This is a genomic window from uncultured Winogradskyella sp., from assembly GCF_947495255.1.
GTDB lineage: Bacteria > Bacteroidota > Bacteroidia > Flavobacteriales > Flavobacteriaceae > Winogradskyella.
Window position 1 is genome coordinate 1 of record NZ_CANLYI010000011.1, and the last position, 18115, is coordinate 18115.

At 34.0% G+C, this 18115-nt stretch carries 10 protein-coding genes and 1 tRNA gene; 4 read left to right on the top strand and 7 right to left on the bottom strand.

The features are described 5' to 3' along the window. Positions 1-449: 449 nt before the first annotated feature. A complete protein-coding gene (locus Q0807_RS16705; protein ID WP_299111926.1) occupies positions 450-1976 on the bottom strand; it encodes an OmpP1/FadL family transporter in 1527 nt (508 codons plus the stop codon). A gap of 35 nt (positions 1977-2011) precedes the next feature. Next, on the bottom strand, positions 2012-3022 hold the full coding sequence (locus tag Q0807_RS16710; RefSeq protein WP_299111928.1) for a hypothetical protein: 1011 nt from the start codon (positions 3020-3022) through the stop codon (positions 2012-2014). 100 nt (positions 3023-3122) lie between these two features. Here Q0807_RS16710 and proS point away from each other — a divergent pair, with 100 nt between their 5' ends. From proS to era, 4 genes are all read left to right on the top strand, one after another. Further along, the gene (gene proS / locus Q0807_RS16715) at positions 3123-4601 is read left to right on the top strand and encodes a proline--tRNA ligase (protein ID WP_299111931.1); all 1479 of its coding nucleotides are present in this window, start codon (positions 3123-3125) and stop codon (positions 4599-4601) included. Positions 4602-4710: 109 nt separating this feature from the next. Next, a tRNA-Glu gene (locus tag Q0807_RS16720) sits at positions 4711-4782 on the top strand. Between the two features lie 25 nt (positions 4783-4807). Further along, entirely contained in the window at positions 4808-5059 is a 252-nt protein-coding gene (gene rpsT / locus Q0807_RS16725; RefSeq protein ID WP_299111934.1) for a 30S ribosomal protein S20, read from the top strand. 276 nt (positions 5060-5335) lie between these two features. Next, positions 5336-6217: a GTPase Era gene (era, locus tag Q0807_RS16730; protein ID WP_299111936.1), complete on the top strand. Its 882-nt coding sequence runs from the start codon at positions 5336-5338 to the stop codon at positions 6215-6217. Between the two features lie 41 nt (positions 6218-6258). Here the strand turns inward: era and Q0807_RS16735 are convergent, their stop codons facing one another. The 5 genes from Q0807_RS16735 to Q0807_RS16755 form a co-directional block, all read right to left on the bottom strand. Further along, positions 6259-6762 (bottom strand): GTP-binding protein, encoded by a 504-nt coding sequence (locus Q0807_RS16735; RefSeq protein ID WP_299111938.1) that lies wholly within the window; start codon positions 6760-6762, stop codon positions 6259-6261. 20 nt (positions 6763-6782) lie between these two features. Further along, a complete protein-coding gene (locus Q0807_RS16740) occupies positions 6783-8666 on the bottom strand; it encodes an OmpA family protein (RefSeq protein WP_299111939.1) in 1884 nt (627 codons plus the stop codon). Positions 8667-8676: 10 nt separating this feature from the next. Next, entirely contained in the window at positions 8677-9615 is a 939-nt protein-coding gene (locus tag Q0807_RS16745; protein ID WP_299111941.1) for a type IX secretion system membrane protein PorP/SprF, read from the bottom strand. A 5-nt stretch (positions 9616-9620) separates the two neighbouring features. Further along, the gene (locus Q0807_RS16750; protein WP_299111943.1) at positions 9621-15767 is read right to left on the bottom strand and encodes a gliding motility-associated C-terminal domain-containing protein; all 6147 of its coding nucleotides are present in this window, start codon (positions 15765-15767) and stop codon (positions 9621-9623) included. A 192-nt stretch (positions 15768-15959) separates the two neighbouring features. Beyond that, a complete protein-coding gene (locus Q0807_RS16755) occupies positions 15960-18065 on the bottom strand; it encodes a LysM peptidoglycan-binding domain-containing protein (protein ID WP_299111945.1) in 2106 nt (701 codons plus the stop codon). Between the last annotated feature and the right edge of the window lie 50 nt (positions 18066-18115).

The following is an 18115-nucleotide window of genomic DNA, read 5'->3' on the forward strand; positions in this document are numbered from 1 at the left end:
GTTTACAGTAGAGTACGACGAACCAGGAACAGATATACGTAAAGAATTTAAAGCCCATTTTACCTTGAAACGATAAGTGTAAAATCTCATTATAAAAAAAGCCTAAACAATATGTTTAGGCTTTTTTTTTATATCTATCAATTGTTATAGAGTTATAATAGATTTGTCCTGAGCAGGAATATAATAGGTATAATGAATTAAAATGATTAAGATTGGGTGTTGTTTTATAGCAGTATATTAAAATTAAATACTTCGAAATAATGGTTAAATTTTAAAAGCTGTTTAATAGCATTATATATCTATTTAATGCATGGTGGTGTCATGCTTAAATGAATTTCATCAATAATATAAGAAAAGGAATTAAAACAAATATTAATTTAAACTATATAAAATAAAAAAAACCAGAGAACATATGTCCTCTGGTTGTAGTTTAATGTTTTTAAACTTACTTAGATATCAAATCCAAGGGTTAGTATAAAATCTGAATATTTTGATTGTACAGAAGCTGTATCAGTTAAACCAACGTTATAAAGTTGGTGATTAATATCTCGTTGTGATTGGCTATAGGCTAAATCTAAATTGAAATTACCAAAGTTGTATCCTAAACCAAATGAATAGCCATCTAAATCGCCATAGAAATCATTATTTTTATATGGGCTTTCCTCAAAATGGTAACCGCCTCTAAAGCTAACTTGCTTATAACGGTATTCTCCTCCTAATTTATAAGATGCTGAAGAAGTTAATTCATTACTAATTTGATTGTTTAAACTAGAGAAAAATACGTCAGTCGTAGGTTTAAATTTTGAATTGGTATAATCTTTTACCGAATAGTCAAAACTTATCAATCCATTTTTGCCAAATATATAGGCAATACTACCGGTTACTTTGCCAGGAGTTTGTAATTTGTATTCTTCATAAATATTAGTGATGCTACTAATGTAATTTATTTCTGGGTCTGCGTTATTAGAATTAATACCTTGCGTTAATTCATCACTTATTCTGTACCATGTTGGTGAATTATAAGAAAGACCAACTCGAAAATCATTAGTGATTTTCGCAATTGTACCAAGTTGAAAAGAAAAACCGCTTCCTGTTGTTAATAATAGATTCTCAAAGCCAATATTATTTACTACAGAGCCACTATTAGTATTTGTTTCACGTAATCGTGTGAATTTTTCATAGTTAATAAAGTGACTGTTCAAATTAATACCAAAAAATAGCTTGTCATCATAATCTGCTGCAAAATTGAATGCCAATTTACCATTGTAACCGTTTGATGCATATAGGTAATTTTGATTAAAATTTCCGGATGCTACGTTTGATATATAGTTTGTTTCATCATCATTTGTGTCATCATCTAAATTTTCAGGGTCTAAAATTCCAGACCAATATCCTAAAAATGCTTGTTGAATTGAATATCCGTTTTGTAGAGACCCAATATCAGCATAAGCATCTTCTATATTTTCTCCAGGAAAAAGCTTTAAAGTACTAAATTGAATATCACTATTATTTGCGTATGTCAAAAAATAACTATCTATCGAATTTGTATTCGTTCCATTTGCAACCCATTCATCATCAAAATCTGCCGAACGATCGTATGCAATACTCAATGAGAATTTTTTCCATTTGGAATTAGAATTTACATTTTTAAAAACAAAAGCAGCGCCTAATTGATTTAAGTCAACATTTGAATTTGAAGATGAATTTTGTCCATTGAAATAGGTAATATCATTTTTTTTATTGAATAAACCTAAAGACAAAGAAGCTTCACTGTTATTAAAAATTGCAGAACTAGCAGGATTAATATTAATACTAGAAAGGTCTCCTCCTAAGGCACCAAATGCACCACTCATAGCTCTAAAGCGAGCAGTACCTTGTATTTCGTCCATAGAATATCTTACTGCGTCAGTAATGTCTTGCGCTAAAATATAGGACGAGCTCAACAAGCCTATGCTTAACATAAGTAATTTTTTCATAATAAATTTTTTAAAATTTGCAATTTAAGTTAAGTCTATCCTCTTCCTCTTCTGCTACTACTAGAAGAACTACTGCGAGATGAACTACCACTGCTAGATCGTGAACTTGATGATGATCTTGTACTACTTGACGAAGAACTACTTCTTGATGATCTTGTTGTACCTGATGATCTACTAGTTCTAGAAGGTGATGTTGATCTTGAAGATCTTGTATTAGGTTGTGATGTTCTAGTACTTGTTCTTGTCGATCTAGTACTAGGTCTTACAGTTCTTGATGTGCCAACTGATCTTGTAGGATTTGAACTCCTTACACCTGTATTTCTAGTTCTGCTTGTTGTAGCAGAGTTAGATAATCTTCTTGTAGAATAATTTCTATTAGATAATGCAGAATTACTTCTTCTGCTTAAATTGTTGTTGTATAATAATCCTCTTCTAGAGTGGCTATAGGCATATCTATTTCGATTACCGTAGTATTCATTGTGATATCCCCAATTATTGTAACCGTATCCGTAGCCATAATTCCATGGTGAGTTAAATCCATAACCGTAATATCCTCCATAAGCCCAATTGTTGTTCCATCCCCAACGATTCCATCTCCATGGGTTTCCCCAGTCATAATATCCATATCCAAATCCTCCATTCCACATCCAAGGATTATTATAGCCATACCAACCATTGTCGATATAATTAATAGTAACAGAATTACTGTTTTGTCCCCATCCACCATAAGGCATTTGCTGCTCTAAAGTGTCTTGGGCAGTTTCAACGTAGTTACCTTCATAAGAGTCAATATCTGTAAATATTTCGCTTTCTTCACTTATAGCATCCATTTCTGCTGAATTTTCAGCAAAATAATTTTTATAGTAATTAGAGTTATTAGTAGATGTACTTACAACAGTTTCTTCAGGTTCATTTTCTTCATTAGAATAGATGCCGTCATTGTCATAACCTGCATATTGAAACGAACCACAAGAAGTTAGCATTGTAACTAAACCGAGTACAACAATAAGAGGTAATTTTTCGAGTGTAGTAGTTTTGGTTTGCATATCTTTTTTATTTAATTGTTGAACAATGTAAAAATAGTTAGTTTTGCTGAACTATTTTAATATTTAACATAAGCGCAATATTTGTGCCAAAACACTAAAAATGAGTAAAAATCTTACTAGTAGAGCCGAAGATTATTCAAAATGGTACAACGAACTGGTTGTAAAAGCAGATTTAGCTGAAAATTCAGCCGTTAGAGGTTGTATGGTTATTAAACCATATGGTTATGCTATTTGGGAAAAAATGCAAGCTGAATTGGATCGAATGTTTAAAGAAACAGGACATCAAAATGCATATTTCCCATTATTTGTTCCTAAAAGTTTGTTTGAAGCAGAGGAGAAGAATGCAGAGGGTTTTGCAAAAGAATGTGCAGTTGTTACACATTACAGATTACAAAATGACCCAGATAACGAAGGTAAATTAAGAGTTGATCCTGAAGCAAAATTAGAAGAAGAACTTATAGTAAGACCTACAAGTGAAGCAATAATTTGGAATACTTATAGAGGGTGGATTCAAAGTTATAGAGATTTACCAATTCTAATTAATCAATGGGCAAACGTTGTACGTTGGGAAATGCGAACACGACTATTTTTACGTACAGCCGAATTCTTATGGCAAGAAGGGCACACGGCACATGCAACAAAAGCAGAAGCATTAGTGGAGGCAGAACAAATGAATAATGTTTATGCTGAGTTTGCTGAGAACTTTATGGCTATTCCTGTTATTCAAGGTGTGAAAACTGAAAGTGAACGTTTTGCCGGTGCAGTAGAAACTTATTGTATAGAAGCATTAATGCAAGACGGAAAAGCTTTACAAGCAGGTACTTCTCACTTTTTAGGTCAGAATTTTGCTAAAGCGTTCGATGTTAAGTTTACCAACAATGAAGGAAAGCTAGATTATGTTTGGGCAACTTCTTGGGGTGTTTCTACACGTTTAATGGGAGCTTTGATAATGACGCATAGTGATGATAAAGGTTTGGTATTACCACCTAATTTAGCGCCATCGCAGGTCGTAATTGTTCCTATATATAAGAATGATGAACAATTTGATGCTATTACAGAAAAAGCAGAAGGAATTATAAAAGATTTAAAAGATCTAGGAGTAAGCTGTAAATTTGATAAAAGAACAACCCATAGACCAGGTGCAAAATTTGCGCAGCATGAATTGCAAGGGGTACCATTAAGAATTGCTATAGGACCAAAAGATATAGAAAATAATACTATTGAACTAGCACGAAGAGATACTTTGACCAAAGAAATTGTGCAAATGGGTGGACTTGCTCATACAATAAAAGATTTGTTAGAGGTTATTCAAGATGAGTTATATAATAAAGCTCTAAATTATAGAGATGAACACATAACTAAGGTTGATGATTTTGAAACTTTCAAAAAAGTTTTAGAAAATAAAACAGGATTTATTTCTGCGCATTGGGATGGTACTTCTGAGTCTGAACAAAAGATAAAAGAGCTCACAAAGGCAACTATACGTTGCATTCCTTTAGATAATGAATTGGAAGAAGGTGTATGCGTTTATAGTGGTGAACCATCAACTCAACGTGTACTTTTTGCTAAGGCTTATTAATTTTTTTTAAAAAATTTTGGTTAGTTGTTGCAGAATTTAAAAATAGTTGTATTTTTGCATCCGCAATGGAAACGTTGTAGGTTCATTTAAATAATATAATAACCAAAATGGCCCGTTCGTCTATCGGCTAGGACGCATGGTTTTCATCCATGTAAGAGGGGTTCGATTCCCCTACGGGCTACAATTTTAATAAGAAGAGAAATATAATGGCAAATCATAAGTCAGCTTTAAAAAGAATTAGAAGTAACGAAAAAAGACGTGTACTTAACAAGTATCATCATAAAACGACTCGTAACGCTATTAAGAAGTTACGTGAAATTACTGATGCTGCAGAGGCACAAAAAATGTTACCGTCAGTTATTAGTATGGTCGATAAGTTAGCTAAGAAGAATGTGATTCATTCTAACAAGGCCGGTAACTTAAAGTCTCAGTTAACTAAGTACGTATCTGCAATGTAATTGTAGTTAATACTAAGATAATTAAAAGTCTTTCCTTTTTGGAAAGACTTTTTTTGTTTTAGACCTTATTTTATTCTTAACAAAAAAGACTAATAAGAGTTTTAATGCATTGCAATAAATTATCGGATAACGTTCGTTGTATGTGTACTAGGTATTTAATTAGATTAAACTAGCTGAATCTTTACATGTGTGGTTTACAATACAATGTTTACTACTTATCAAGACTTTTTAAAAATGTCATTAAATTAATATTACCTTTGCAGTAAATTTTTAACAATGCACAAAGCAGGTTTTGTAAATATTATAGGAAATCCTAATGTTGGGAAGTCTACACTTATGAATGCGTTTATTGGTGAAAAACTCTCCATCATCACATCTAAAGCTCAAACAACTAGACACAGAATTTTAGGGATTGTAAATGGTGAAGATTTTCAGGTTATTCTGAGTGATACACCTGGAATTATAAAACCAGCATACGAGCTTCAATCGTCAATGATGGATTTTGTAAAGTCTGCTTTCGATGATGCTGACGTACTAATTTACATGGTAGAAATAGGAGAGAAGGAACTTAAAGATGAAGCTTTCTTTAATAAAATCACCAATTCTAAAATACCTGTTTTATTATTGTTGAATAAAATTGATAACTCTAATCAAGAGCAACTAGAAGAGCAAGCTGAGTTATGGCAACAAAAAGTGCCTAATGCCGAGTTTTTTCCTATTTCTGCATTACAAGGGTTCAATGTTCAGAATGTATTTGATAGAATTATTGAGTTGCTTCCTGATTCTCCTGCTTATTATCCAAAGGATCAATTAACTGATAAACCAGAGCGTTTTTTTGTAAATGAAGCTATAAGAGAGAAAATCTTAATGCATTACAAGAAAGAGATTCCTTATGCTGTAGAAGTGGATACTGAGGAGTTTTTTGAAGAAGATGATATTATTAGGATGCGTTCAGTTATTATGGTAGAGCGTGAGACTCAAAAAGGAATTATTATTGGTCATAAAGGTTCTGCACTAAAACGAGTGGGAGTAGAAGCACGTAAGGATTTAGAAAAATTCTTTGGCAAACAAGTACACCTAGAACTATATGTTAAGGTAAACAAAAATTGGAGAAGTAATCAGAAGCAGTTGAAGCGTTTTGGGTACAATCAAAAATAGATTTTATTTTTCTCTTGTCTAATTACCATAAAGACTTCTAATTAAACACGATGAGCCTTTAAGATAGTATTCATAAAGTCATTTAACTGATGCATTTCTTGCATTCCTTTAGATCGACCAATTCGGCCAGCAAAATACAAAACGAACCAAATTATAATCATTAGAAAGGTTAAAAATAACTGAATAGTATAATTATTATTTAAGGTTATATTGGTATATGTCCAAATTCCGAATCCGAAAAATAGACCTGCCACTATAAAATGTAAAAACATAAATAGTGTCCATACGGTTGGATTTGGCCCAAATAAGCCATTAACTATGGCTTTGTTTTCGCCATCTTCATTAATCTCTAAATGTAACTGTGGTGACCAGAAGTGTTGGTCTTTTTTAGGGAACTTAATAAATACATGATCATCAATTCTACTTAAAACGAAGTCTGTTTGGGTTGTTTTAAACTGTTCAAACTCTTTTAAAATTGTTTCATTACTTTGTTGCACTTCAAATTTAAAGCGTGGTCTTAGAACAATTTTATTTGAAAGCGTCATAATAATTAATGACTTAGAATTTATTTTAAAATAAGGAACTCAACACGTCTGTTAATAGAATGTTCTGTTTCTGTACAATTATCTCCACAAGGAACCAATGGTTTAGTTTCTCCGTATCCAATTGATGTTAGACGCTCTCTAGTTATACCATTTTGTACAAGGTACTCTAATGCCGATTTAGCACGTTTGTCTGATAGGTCTAAGTTAAAGTCAAAACTTGCTCTAGAATCTGTATGTGCTCCAAGTTGAATTTCCATTCTAGGATATTTAACTAGTAAGGCTACTAAGACATCTAGAGTATTTGCTGCCTGGGGTTTTATATCCCATTTCGCAAAATCGAAATATATATTTTCTAACTGAATAAATGTGTTACCAAAATCATCATCTGTGACAATGTCTTCAGCATCTTTATATGACTCTATTTCGAGCTCAATATTAAATTCAATGTTTCCTTTGTCATTGGTATCAAAATACTCTAATTGAGGAATGTATTTAGGTTGAAATCCTTCAACCGAGTAATGTTGATTTGGTAAAGTTGAAAGTTTATATTTTCCATCTGCACCTACAATTTGTTCAGCTACAACATTTCCATCTTTGTCAAACAATGTCACAGTTGTATTCGGTAAAATCTCGCCAGTTACTTTATCGGTAACTAAACCTTCGATAAAGTATTTTCTATCTGTGTCTATTCTTTTAAAAGTATAAATATTATCTAGTCCAGATCGATTAGATGACAAATAACCTGTATTAATTGAATCTATCACAACAAATGCGAAATCATCTTTTTCGCTGTTAATAGATTCGCCTAAATTAAGTGCATCTAAATATTTATCATTACTCATGGAACTAGAAAACAAATCTAAACCTCCAAAACCATGTTTTCCATTCGAAGCAAAATAAAGTGTACTATCCTTTGCAATAAACGGGAACTGCTCACGTCTTACAGTGTTTATATTAGCTCCTACGTTTATAGGTTCACTAAAAGAATTCGGTCCTAAAATATCTACGTAGAATATATCAAATGATCCTAGTGAATTTGGCATGTCACTTGAAAAATATAAACGTGTTTCATCATTGTTTAAAGCAGGATGCATGGTAGAATATTCATTGCTCGAAAAAGAAACAGGTTCAATATGTTTCCATTCATCATCAACAAATTCAGCTTTAAATATACTTACAACTGCAATTTTAGTAGAATCTAAATCAATTCGTTTTTTTAGATTCCTTGAGAAATACATCGTTTTACCATCCTCAGTAAATACAGCATTACTCTCGTGTTGTTTAACGGTGTTTATTTTTTTACCTAAAGGTTGAATACTATCTAAAGTAATGGTGTCACCAATAGTAACTTTAGCTTCATATAAATCCAAATAAGGTTTACCATTCCATTGGTAATTTGGGTTTTTAATATTCTTTGTAGAAGCAAAAACAATTTTGTCTCCTTTAAGACCAACTCCAAAACTAGATCCACCAACGTCTGAAGTGAGGTTGTATAATTCGTACTCATACGGTATTATACGTTTTAGTAAAGATTTAAAATTTCTAGTATCGAATGGATTATCTAAATAGTTGGTTGTAATTTCATCAGCTTCTTCATATTTTTTAATTCCTTTTAAAACATCAAAATATTTAAAGTAGAAGTCTTCTGATAAATCTGCGCTGTCTTTTAAATCGTAAACTTGTTTGTAAGCCTTGTAAGCTTTATCAAATTCTGTATTGTAGTAATAGCAATCCCCTAACTTTTCTAAATTAGAAGCTGTCTTAGGGAGACTAGCAAATATTTCAGCTGCATCTACGTAAGCTCTATTTTCAAACAAGGCATCTGCTTTGCTCTTGGATTGAGAAAAGCAAAAAGTACCAAGTGTTAAGGTCGCAATTAGAATATATAGTTTAAACGTTTTCATTTGTTATTAATTAGAAAAATCTTGGAGATTTATCGTAGCCTTTACCGAGTTTACCAATATTAAATAATAAAAATATTTCGTGTGAACCAGAATTAAATCGACCTAAATTAGATAAGGTATGGTCGTATGCATAACCTATTCGCATAGCATTTGACATTTTAAAATTCATCATTCCATTTATTGAATCTTCAAAACGATAGCCTACACCAAATTCCACTTTATCATATACTAAAACATTTGCTGTTAAATCTACAGATAACTGCGCTCCGTTTACATACTTAGTCATAAAGGCAGGTTTAAATTTATAGTTCTCACCAATATCTAGAACATATCCACCAGTAAAAAATACGTGCACTTTATCTACACCTTGTGTCACCACACCACTATCTTCTTGTAAATATTTTGTTTCTAATAAATTTGGTGCTGATAATCCTAAATAATAATGTTCTGAGAAAAAGAATACACCAGCTCCAATATTTGGCAATGTTTGATTAATATTTTCCTCAAAAGCAGAATCGGGTAAAGGGTCGGAATAAACAAATCCATCAAAATTAGTACTGAAAAATGTTGCACCTGCTTTAATACCGAAAGACAGTCTATTTGTTTGACCAATCGGAAGTACATATGCAATATCTGCATATGCATTAGTTTGTTTTACGACATCACCAATTTCATCATGAACGAAAGATATTCCCCCTTCTAATCTATCCGCAATTACGGAGTGTGCAAATAAGGTTCCTGTTGTAGGTCCACCAATAGATCTGGCCCATTGTGTTCTGTATAGGACTCCTAAATTCATAACAGACTCATCATCGGTAGCATAAGCAGGATTTAATACACTCATGTTATACATGTATTGTGTGTACTGAGGGTCTTGCTGAGCATGTGAAAATACCCCTAAAAATAAGGTTAAAATCGTAATACTATATGTTGTTATTTTACTAATCATTATAATTATCTACTTAAATAGACTCTACCTTGTACTGGTTCGGTTATGTTATCATTGAATTCTAAAATGTAAAAATATACACCAACTGGTAAAGGCGTGTTGCTATTTTTCCATGTACCGTCCCATTTAGGCGAATTAATATCACCTTCATATAATATGTTACCATATCTATTGAAGATGCTTAGTTTGAAATTAGGATATAATTCGTTTAGAAATAAGATATCGAATACATCATTAACATTATCATCATTAGGTGAAAAACCATCTGGTATTAATAAATCGCCTACACACTCAATAAAAGTTATTGTAACTTCTAATCTAACGTTGCTCTCACAATCATTTTCTGATAAGATAGTTCCGTAATAAACGGTTCCTTCTTGTAATTCTTCTGAATCTGAATAAGCGATACCATTTATTGCGTCATCATACCATGTAATAGTGCCAGATTCAACTATGTTATTTGATAAATCTAAAATTGTAGAGTTGTCTTCGATACAAAATTCAGAACCATTTTCAACAAGCGTCGGTGTTGGTATTTCTTCAACTAAAATTTTGATAGGCTCAATAGAACTTGTGTCTGCGTTACAAGTTTGATTTTGTAAAAACAAATCTGTTAATGCTACTTCTGTTTCTCCAGGGTTTTGCAATAATGCTTGGGGAATAGTGAATGTTGCATTTCCTCCAGTTACTGAAATTTCAACAGTATTTGTAGACGAATTGGCAAGACTCAATTGATAAACTATAATATAGTTTCCATCATCTAATAGCGTTGCACCTGAAATATTAATTACAGCGTCTTCTAAACCAAAACATACAATATTACCGTCTTCTACATCCATCGTTAGACCAGTTGCATCAGGGAAATCTACAATATTCACAGTTACTGTAGCTAAACTAGTTGTGCTACATTCTAAAGTTACGATTGAATAGGTGTAAACTCCAGTAGGGTCAGTTAAAGGGTCAAAAATTCCAGTACCGCTTGCGAGGGCAGGAAACCATGTTCCACCTGTATCAGGCGTGCCTCCTAGACTATCAAATAAATCAACTTGGTTTGTGTTATCTATACAAATATTAAGAATACTATCGGTACCGGCATTTGGGAGTGTTATTACTGTCACCATAACTTCTGCAGTTGCAGGTGGACAAGAAGAAGCATTGTTTGAAACGGTATACGTATATGTTCCTGCTATATCTAATGTTGGGTCAAACATTCCTGTTCCACTTGCAAGAGTTGGTGACCAAGTACCACCTGTTTCTGGTGTTCCTCCTAAGCTGGCAAATAAATCGGTGGCTACATCATTAAAACAAAATTGAATTGAACCATTTGTTCCAGCATTATTTTCTTCAGAAAAAGAGACTTCAACGGTTGCAGAACTTGAACCACAAGAATTGGTCAATGTATAGGTATAAATGCCTTCTAAATCTGTGTTTGGGTCAAACATCCCAGAACCACTAGTTAATGCAGGAGACCATGTTCCACCTAATTCTGGAGTGCCAGTTAAGCTATCAAATAAATCAATAGAACTTATAGAAGTACATAAATCTAGAGTACCATTATTACCAGCATCTGGTTCTTGTGTAAAAGTAACTACAACGTTAGCAGTTGCATCGGGACAACTTGCAGAGGTACTAGAAATGGTATAAACATATGTGTCTGCTGGGTCAGTTGCTGGGTCAAAAACACCAGTTCCACTTGTAAGTGGAGGTGACCAAGTTCCACCCGTTTGTGGCGTTCCTCCTAAACTATTAAATAAATCGATAGGAGCATCAGAAGCACAGAATTCTATTGCTCCATCTGTACCAGCATCGTTTAATGCTGACAAAGTTACAGTAACAGTGGCCGAACTTGTACCACATACAGTAGTGACCGTGTAGGTGTAAATACCTTCTAAATCTGTATTTGGATCAAAAACACCAGTTCCACTTGCGAGAGCAGGAGACCAAGTTCCACCTGTTTGTGGAGTTCCTGTTAGGCTATTAAATAAATCTTCAGTGGAAGAACTATTACAAAAGTTAAGGGACCCATTATTTCCTGCATCTGCTAATTGGTCAACCGTTACAATAATCTCAGCAGTTGCCGAAGGGCAAGAAGATGCGTTGTTTGATATTGTATAAGTATATGTTCCAGCTGTATCAGTTAATGGGTCAAAAATTCCAGAACCACTGGTAAGGGCAGGAGACCATGTTCCTCCAGTTTGAGGAGTTCCGCCCAAGCTATTAAATAAGTCAACAGATGCATCAGAATTACAAAATGTTATTGCGCTATTTAATCCAGCATCGTTTGGGTCAGAAAATGTTACTGTTACTTCAGCAGAATTTGTCCCACATGAATTACTAATAGTGTATGTATAAGCTCCTTCTGTATCAGCTGCTGGGTCAAAAATTCCAGTTCCACTCGTTAATGCAGGAGACCAAGTACCTCCAACGTCAGGAGTTCCTGTAAGACTATCAAATAAGTCAACGTTACCTACTGATGTACATAAATCAAGAATTCCGTTGTTTCCTGCATTTGGCGCATCAATAAAAGTTACTTCAACTTCAGCGGTTGCATTAGGACAGTTAGCAGAGCTACTTGAAATTGTATAAGTATAAATTCCAGCAATATCAGTAGCAGGATCAAAAATACCAGTTCCACTAAATAATGTTGGAGACCATGTGCCACCTGCTTGAGGCGTTCCGCCTAAACTATTGAATAAGTCAACAGGTGAATCGTTAATACAAAGTTCTATAGAACCATTAGTACCTGCATCGTTTAAACCATTGAATAATACTTCTACTGTTGCAGAACTTGTTCCGCATGTATTAGAAATAGTGTAAGTATATGTACCTTCAGAATCAATGTTTGGGTCGAAAATCCCGGTTCCACTAGCTAATGTAGGAGACCAGACTCCTCCAATCTGAGGTGTTCCACTAAGACTATTAAATAAATCTTGAGCTGCAGTACTATTACATAAATTAAGTGTGCCGTTATTTCCAGCATTTGCTAACTGATCTATGGTTACTATAACGTCTGCAGTTGCACTAGGACAACTAGAGGCAGCGTTAGCAACAGTGTAAGTATATGTGCCTGCAGTATCAACTGAAGGGTTAAAAATTCCTGAGCCACTTGCAAGAGTAGGTGACCAAGTGCCACCTACTTGAGGTGTTCCTCCTAAACTATTAAATAAATTCACAGAAGAATCTGTAACACAAAATATCTCTGAACCATTTAGACCAGCATCATTTGGGTCTGAAAATGTTACCGTAACTTTTGCAGAATTTGTCCCACATAAGTTACTAATTGTATATGTATAGGTGCCTTCTGAATCAATATTTGGGTCAAATATACCTGTACCACTTGCTAGTGCAGGAGACCAAGTTCCTCCAACTTGAGGAGAATTAGTAAGATAATCGAATAAGTCAACGGTACCTATTGAGGTACATAAATCTAGAATGCCATTGTTTCCTGCATTTGGCTCTTGTAAAATATTTACGGCTACATTTGCAGTTTCCGTTGGACAGCTTGAGCTATTCGCAACTGTATAAGTATAAACAGCAGCGGCATCAATTGCTGGGTCAAAAACTCCAGTTCCACTAGATAAGGTTGGTGACCAAGTTCCACCAACATCTGGTGTGCCACCCAAACTATCGAATAAGTCTATTGCTGAATCTGTAGCACAAATATCAATAGCAGTATTAGACCCTGCATTATTTGCATCTTCAACGGTAACAGTAATGTTAGCAATACTATTGCCACAGTTAATTGAATTTACAGTATATGTATAAATACCATCCGTATCTACATTAGGATCAAATATTCCTGTTCCGCTTGTAAGCGCGGGTAACCAAGTACCTCCAAGTTGTGGTGTGCCTAGTAAACTATCAAATAAATCTACAGTATTAGATAAACTACAAAGGTTTAAAGTATTATCAAGTCCTGCATCAGGAGAAATTTCAATTGTAACTTCAACTGTAGCAGTATCATTAGAACAAGGGCCAGTTCCTGTTGTAGTATAAGTATAAGTGTCTTCGGCATCAATTAATGGGTCAAATATTCCTGTTCCGCTGTTTAAAGCAGGAGACCATGTCCCTCCAACTTCAGGTGTTCCTCCAAGGCTATCAAATAGATCAATAGTACCATCAGCAGTACATGCTATAACAGAACCATCTGAACCTGCGTTTAAAAATGGAGATACTGAAATAGTAACTGTTGACGATGCGTCTGCACAAGGACTTGTTCCTGTAACTGTATATGTATAGGTGCCTACGGCATCGATTAATGGATCAAAAATATTGGTGCCACTGTTAAGCGATGGTGACCAAGTTCCACCAACATCTGGCGTACCTCCTAAGTTGTTAAATAAATCTATCGTTCCATCATTATCACAGATGTTAACTGTTGCATTGGTTCCTGCATCTGGTTCTTGTATAACAATAACATTGACATCTGCAGACACATTTGGACAAGGCGTTATTCCTATTAATGTATAAGTATAAATGCCAGGAGTATCAAGTGACGGATCATAAACACCAGTTCCACTAGTTAAAGCAGGAGACCATGTTCCTCCAATTTCAGGAGTACCATCTAGACTATCGAATAAGTCTACAGTTGCTAAATCATTGCTGCAAAGTTCTAGCATGGAATTTAATCCAGCATTAGGTAATGGGTTTACAACAACATCTACAGTTGCTGAGTCACCAGGACAAGGTGCGTTTTCTGGAAAAGAATACGTGTAGGTTATAGCGGCATCTAATAAAGGGTCAAAGACTCCAGTTCCACTAGTAAGTGTAGGAGACCATGTTCCTCCTGTATCTGGAGAGCCACCTAAGCTGTTAAATAAATCTATAGTTCCATTATTATCACAAATATCAACAGTTCCATTTTCACCTGCATCTTTATACTCGTTAACTATTATTTCTATAGTTGCTGTTGCATCAATACATGGAGCAGTTCCACTTACTGTATAAGTGTAAATTCCTGCAGTATCAATAGTAGGGTCGAATATACCTGTGCCACTATTAAGAGCTGGTGTCCAAACACCACCTGTTTCTGGCGTACCACCTAAGCTTAGAAATAAATCGATTGGGTCATTAATATTACATAAAGTCTCCGATCCGTTAGTTCCAGCATTTGGTTCTACTATTATATTGACTGTAACGGTTGCGGATTCATCTGGACAACTATTTCCTGAAGCAACAATATAAATATAGTCTCCAGGAGCATCAATGTTTGGGTCAAAAATTCCGGTACCACTATTTAATGTAGGTGACCAAGTTCCTCCAGTTTCTGGAGTACCTTGTAATGAGGTAAATAGGTCAAAAGTTGAAGTTGTATCATTTTCGCAAATCTCTAATATTCCATCCTCGCCAGGGTCAGGACCTGTAACTAAAACAGCTAAAACAGGTAGTCTTCCAACACTTTCACATGGAGGATCTACGGTTGTTGCATAATATGTTTGTCCGTTTATTAAAGGTGTACTATTTGGTAATGGAAAAGCCGAAAATAATGATATATACCAATTGTTATTGCCGCTTGCATCTAGGTCACCTACTGATGGTGTAACGCCTGGTGAAGCACAAAATTCTTGAATTAGGTCTCCAGTTGGTGTAGGATTTAAACCAACATTAACTAAAACTGCTAGTCGAGATGTTCTACAACTTCCGTCGGCACTTGCTTGATCTGCATAATATATCGCACCATCAATTAATGCTGTCGCATTATTTAAAGCTATACCTCCAGTTGGTGATAAATACCATTGTACATCATTTCCAACTGCAACTAAATCTCCAACGGTTGCTAAAGAAGAAGATACTACACAAAACCCTTGAAAATTATCACCTGTTGGTGCGACAAAAATTGTGACATCTACTCGCGATCTTGCACCACAAGTGCCTGTGCTGTCATCTGCATAGTAATCTTCACCATCAATAAGGTTTTCTGAATTAGATAATGGTGTTGTAGATATTGCTGTGTCATACCATACAATACCTCCTCCATTATCTGTAGCTATTAAATCACCAACTAAAAGCGACTGTACATTACATAATGATTGTGCACTGTTCGTTACTGTAGGACATTGAGCATTAACTTTTGTTAATAGGCTTAGTGTTGATAAAAGAAGAAACGCTAATAGTATAGAATGACTTTTAAAACTGTACTTGTTGGCTTTCATTAAAAAAATTTAAAATAATTACTTTTAGTTGAAATCGATGCCATGGATTAAGAACAGCAAGTTCAAAATAAAATCGTCGTCTTGCTAATTTGTCAGATTAAGGGGGAAACAAATATATGTAAATAGCATTTACTTAGCAAAATTAAAATATGACAGTTTTATAGTATTTTTTAATTTAGAGGGTTTTATGGATTAATCAATTTCTATTAAGCCTTCATTTGAGTTATACTGTAAAAGGTGAAGACCTGTATTTGAGTAATTAGATTCGTCAGATTTTTTGTATTCAAATCTAAGGTGGGGATGCTCTGAAACTATATTGTTTACTGTGTTTTCAAAAGAAGAGTCTTGTGAAAGTCTCAGTAGAACATCTAAGGTAATATCAAAACCTAAAATGGCATGTTTTGATGGTTTTATACCAAAAACGTCATCATAACTTCTTTCAAACTCATTTATGTCTTTTTTGTTCTGAGGGTCTAAAACTGAAGGGAATATTAGTTTTAAAACACGAAACCTCATATCTGAAACTTGATTTTGTTTTGGTAATAAGGCAGATTCTAGTAAAACGAGTTGTACATTATAAGTTGATAACTTACTCATTAATGCAGTTGTTGAATTTAAAAACACACTTGTTTTTTCGCTATCTAAAATTACAAAATTAGGTTTGTTTGTGCTTAAGGTGTTATCCAGAGCATTCTGGCTAAAGTTACCAGAATTGTCAACTTTTAAAAATTTAGCATCAGGAATTATACTTTGTATTAAAGTTTTATTTTTTGCTTCTTCTAAATTACTCACCACAATTACACGTGCGTTTTGCAATGCTAAATAATTTAAAGTTTTTATTTTTTGAAATTCATCAGAAGGAATAGACTTGTAAACTTTAGTACTGTCTGTTGAAGTGATGTTAGATTCAATATCTATAACGGAAATATTTTCATTTGAAACAACTACAGGGTAATGTGATGCATTTTCTAAAAATGGAATAAGGAGCGCATTCTTTTGATGTGTGCTAGTTATTTCTAATTTAGATTTTGCAATATTTTTCTTAATAAGTGTTACATCGAAATCTAAATTTAATGCTTTTGCAGAATCAATTGCAATTTGCGCGCCCTGGAAAAAATCAATATAAAATTGTTTGTCTGGATCTGCATTTACCATATTCTGTCTCTCTTCAGGAGAACTTAATTCTTGGCTAGAAAAAGGCGTGTAAAAATACAGGCCTGTTGCAGATTCTGAATTTAAATTAGCATATAAAGGTGCATTTCTGTTACTTGTATTTATCTCTATTTCATTAGTTGAATTATCAAAAGTAGTCTCAGTAAATGTAGAAGCCTGATTTGGGTCTCTCGGCATTTTAATAACATCTCCTTTGTTAACAGCAACTCTTAAAGAAGGGTTTAAAACCAATAAGTCTTCCATAGATATTCCTGCTTTTCTAGATAAACCATAAAGTGTTTCTTGTGGTTGAATGGTGTATTCTATGTAATCACCATCTGAAGAAGTCTGGTTGTTCGTTTCAATAGATGTCGTTTCTACATTGTTGTCACTTGGTGTTGTTATTGTTGTGATTACTGCAGATTTGCTAACATCAAGACGATGACCTGCCATTAACATCTCTACTATTTGAGGGTTTTTTGCTTCAAGTTCCGCTATAGTCATGTTAAAACGTCTAGCAAGTTCAAATTTTGTGTCACCTCGTTGAACTAGATATTCATCAGGGTTAGTGGTTACAGAATTCTTATCAGGAATAATTAATGTTTGACCTATTTGTAAAAATTCAGAAAGCTGACTAGAGTTTGCAGCTTCTAACTGTGCTAAACTGATTCCGTTTTGTCGTGCAATTCCCCAAAGTGTTTCACCTTTTACAACAATGTGTTCACCTGGTTGAGCTGCACGTTTTACTTCCGTAATAGATTTGTCTACATTAATGATATGGCCAGCTTGTAGCATGTTAACAATATGTGGGTTTTGCTGCTCTAGCATAGCAATGCTTACACCAAATCGTCTCGAAAGTCCAGATTTTGTTTCGCCACGTTGTACTTCGTAATTAGAAACACCGTTTGAGTTTACTTGTGAAGTGGTGGTTGGTGTACTGCTATTTGAAGTATTTGGAATTAAAAGCGTTCTGCCTGCATAAATAACGTCTCTAGATCCAGGGTTAAGGTCAAAAATAGCATTTACAGAAACGCCATATTGTCTAGAAATTTGATAAACACTTTCGCCTTTTTGAATAGAATGCACTATGTTATCTTGTTGAGCAATTGCAAGGTTAAAGCCAAAGACCAAAACTATGATAAGCATAAAACATTTCCCCATTCTTAATTTTAATTTAATTATTTAATAGTATTTGT

What these genes read in the sequence shown, in the direction of transcription:
- Q0807_RS16705 (WP_299111926.1), bottom strand. Translation starts at nt 1,976, where the DNA reads ATGAAAAAATTACTTATGTTAAGCATAGGCTTGTTGAGCTCGTCCTAT.
- Q0807_RS16710 (WP_299111928.1), bottom strand. Translation starts at nt 3,022, where the DNA reads ATGCAAACCAAAACTACTACACTCGAAAAATTACCTCTTATTGTTGTA.
- proS (WP_299111931.1), top strand. Translation starts at nt 3,123, where the DNA reads ATGAGTAAAAATCTTACTAGTAGAGCCGAAGATTATTCAAAATGGTAC.
- rpsT (WP_299111934.1), top strand. Translation starts at nt 4,808, where the DNA reads ATGGCAAATCATAAGTCAGCTTTAAAAAGAATTAGAAGTAACGAAAAA.
- era (WP_299111936.1), top strand. Translation starts at nt 5,336, where the DNA reads ATGCACAAAGCAGGTTTTGTAAATATTATAGGAAATCCTAATGTTGGG.
- Q0807_RS16735 (WP_299111938.1), bottom strand. Translation starts at nt 6,762, where the DNA reads ATGACGCTTTCAAATAAAATTGTTCTAAGACCACGCTTTAAATTTGAA.
- Q0807_RS16740 (WP_299111939.1), bottom strand. Translation starts at nt 8,666, where the DNA reads ATGAAAACGTTTAAACTATATATTCTAATTGCGACCTTAACACTTGGT.
- Q0807_RS16745 (WP_299111941.1), bottom strand. Translation starts at nt 9,615, where the DNA reads ATGATTAGTAAAATAACAACATATAGTATTACGATTTTAACCTTATTT.
- Q0807_RS16750 (WP_299111943.1), bottom strand. Translation starts at nt 15,767, where the DNA reads ATGAAAGCCAACAAGTACAGTTTTAAAAGTCATTCTATACTATTAGCG.
- Q0807_RS16755 (WP_299111945.1), bottom strand. Translation starts at nt 18,065, where the DNA reads ATGCTTATCATAGTTTTGGTCTTTGGCTTTAACCTTGCAATTGCTCAA.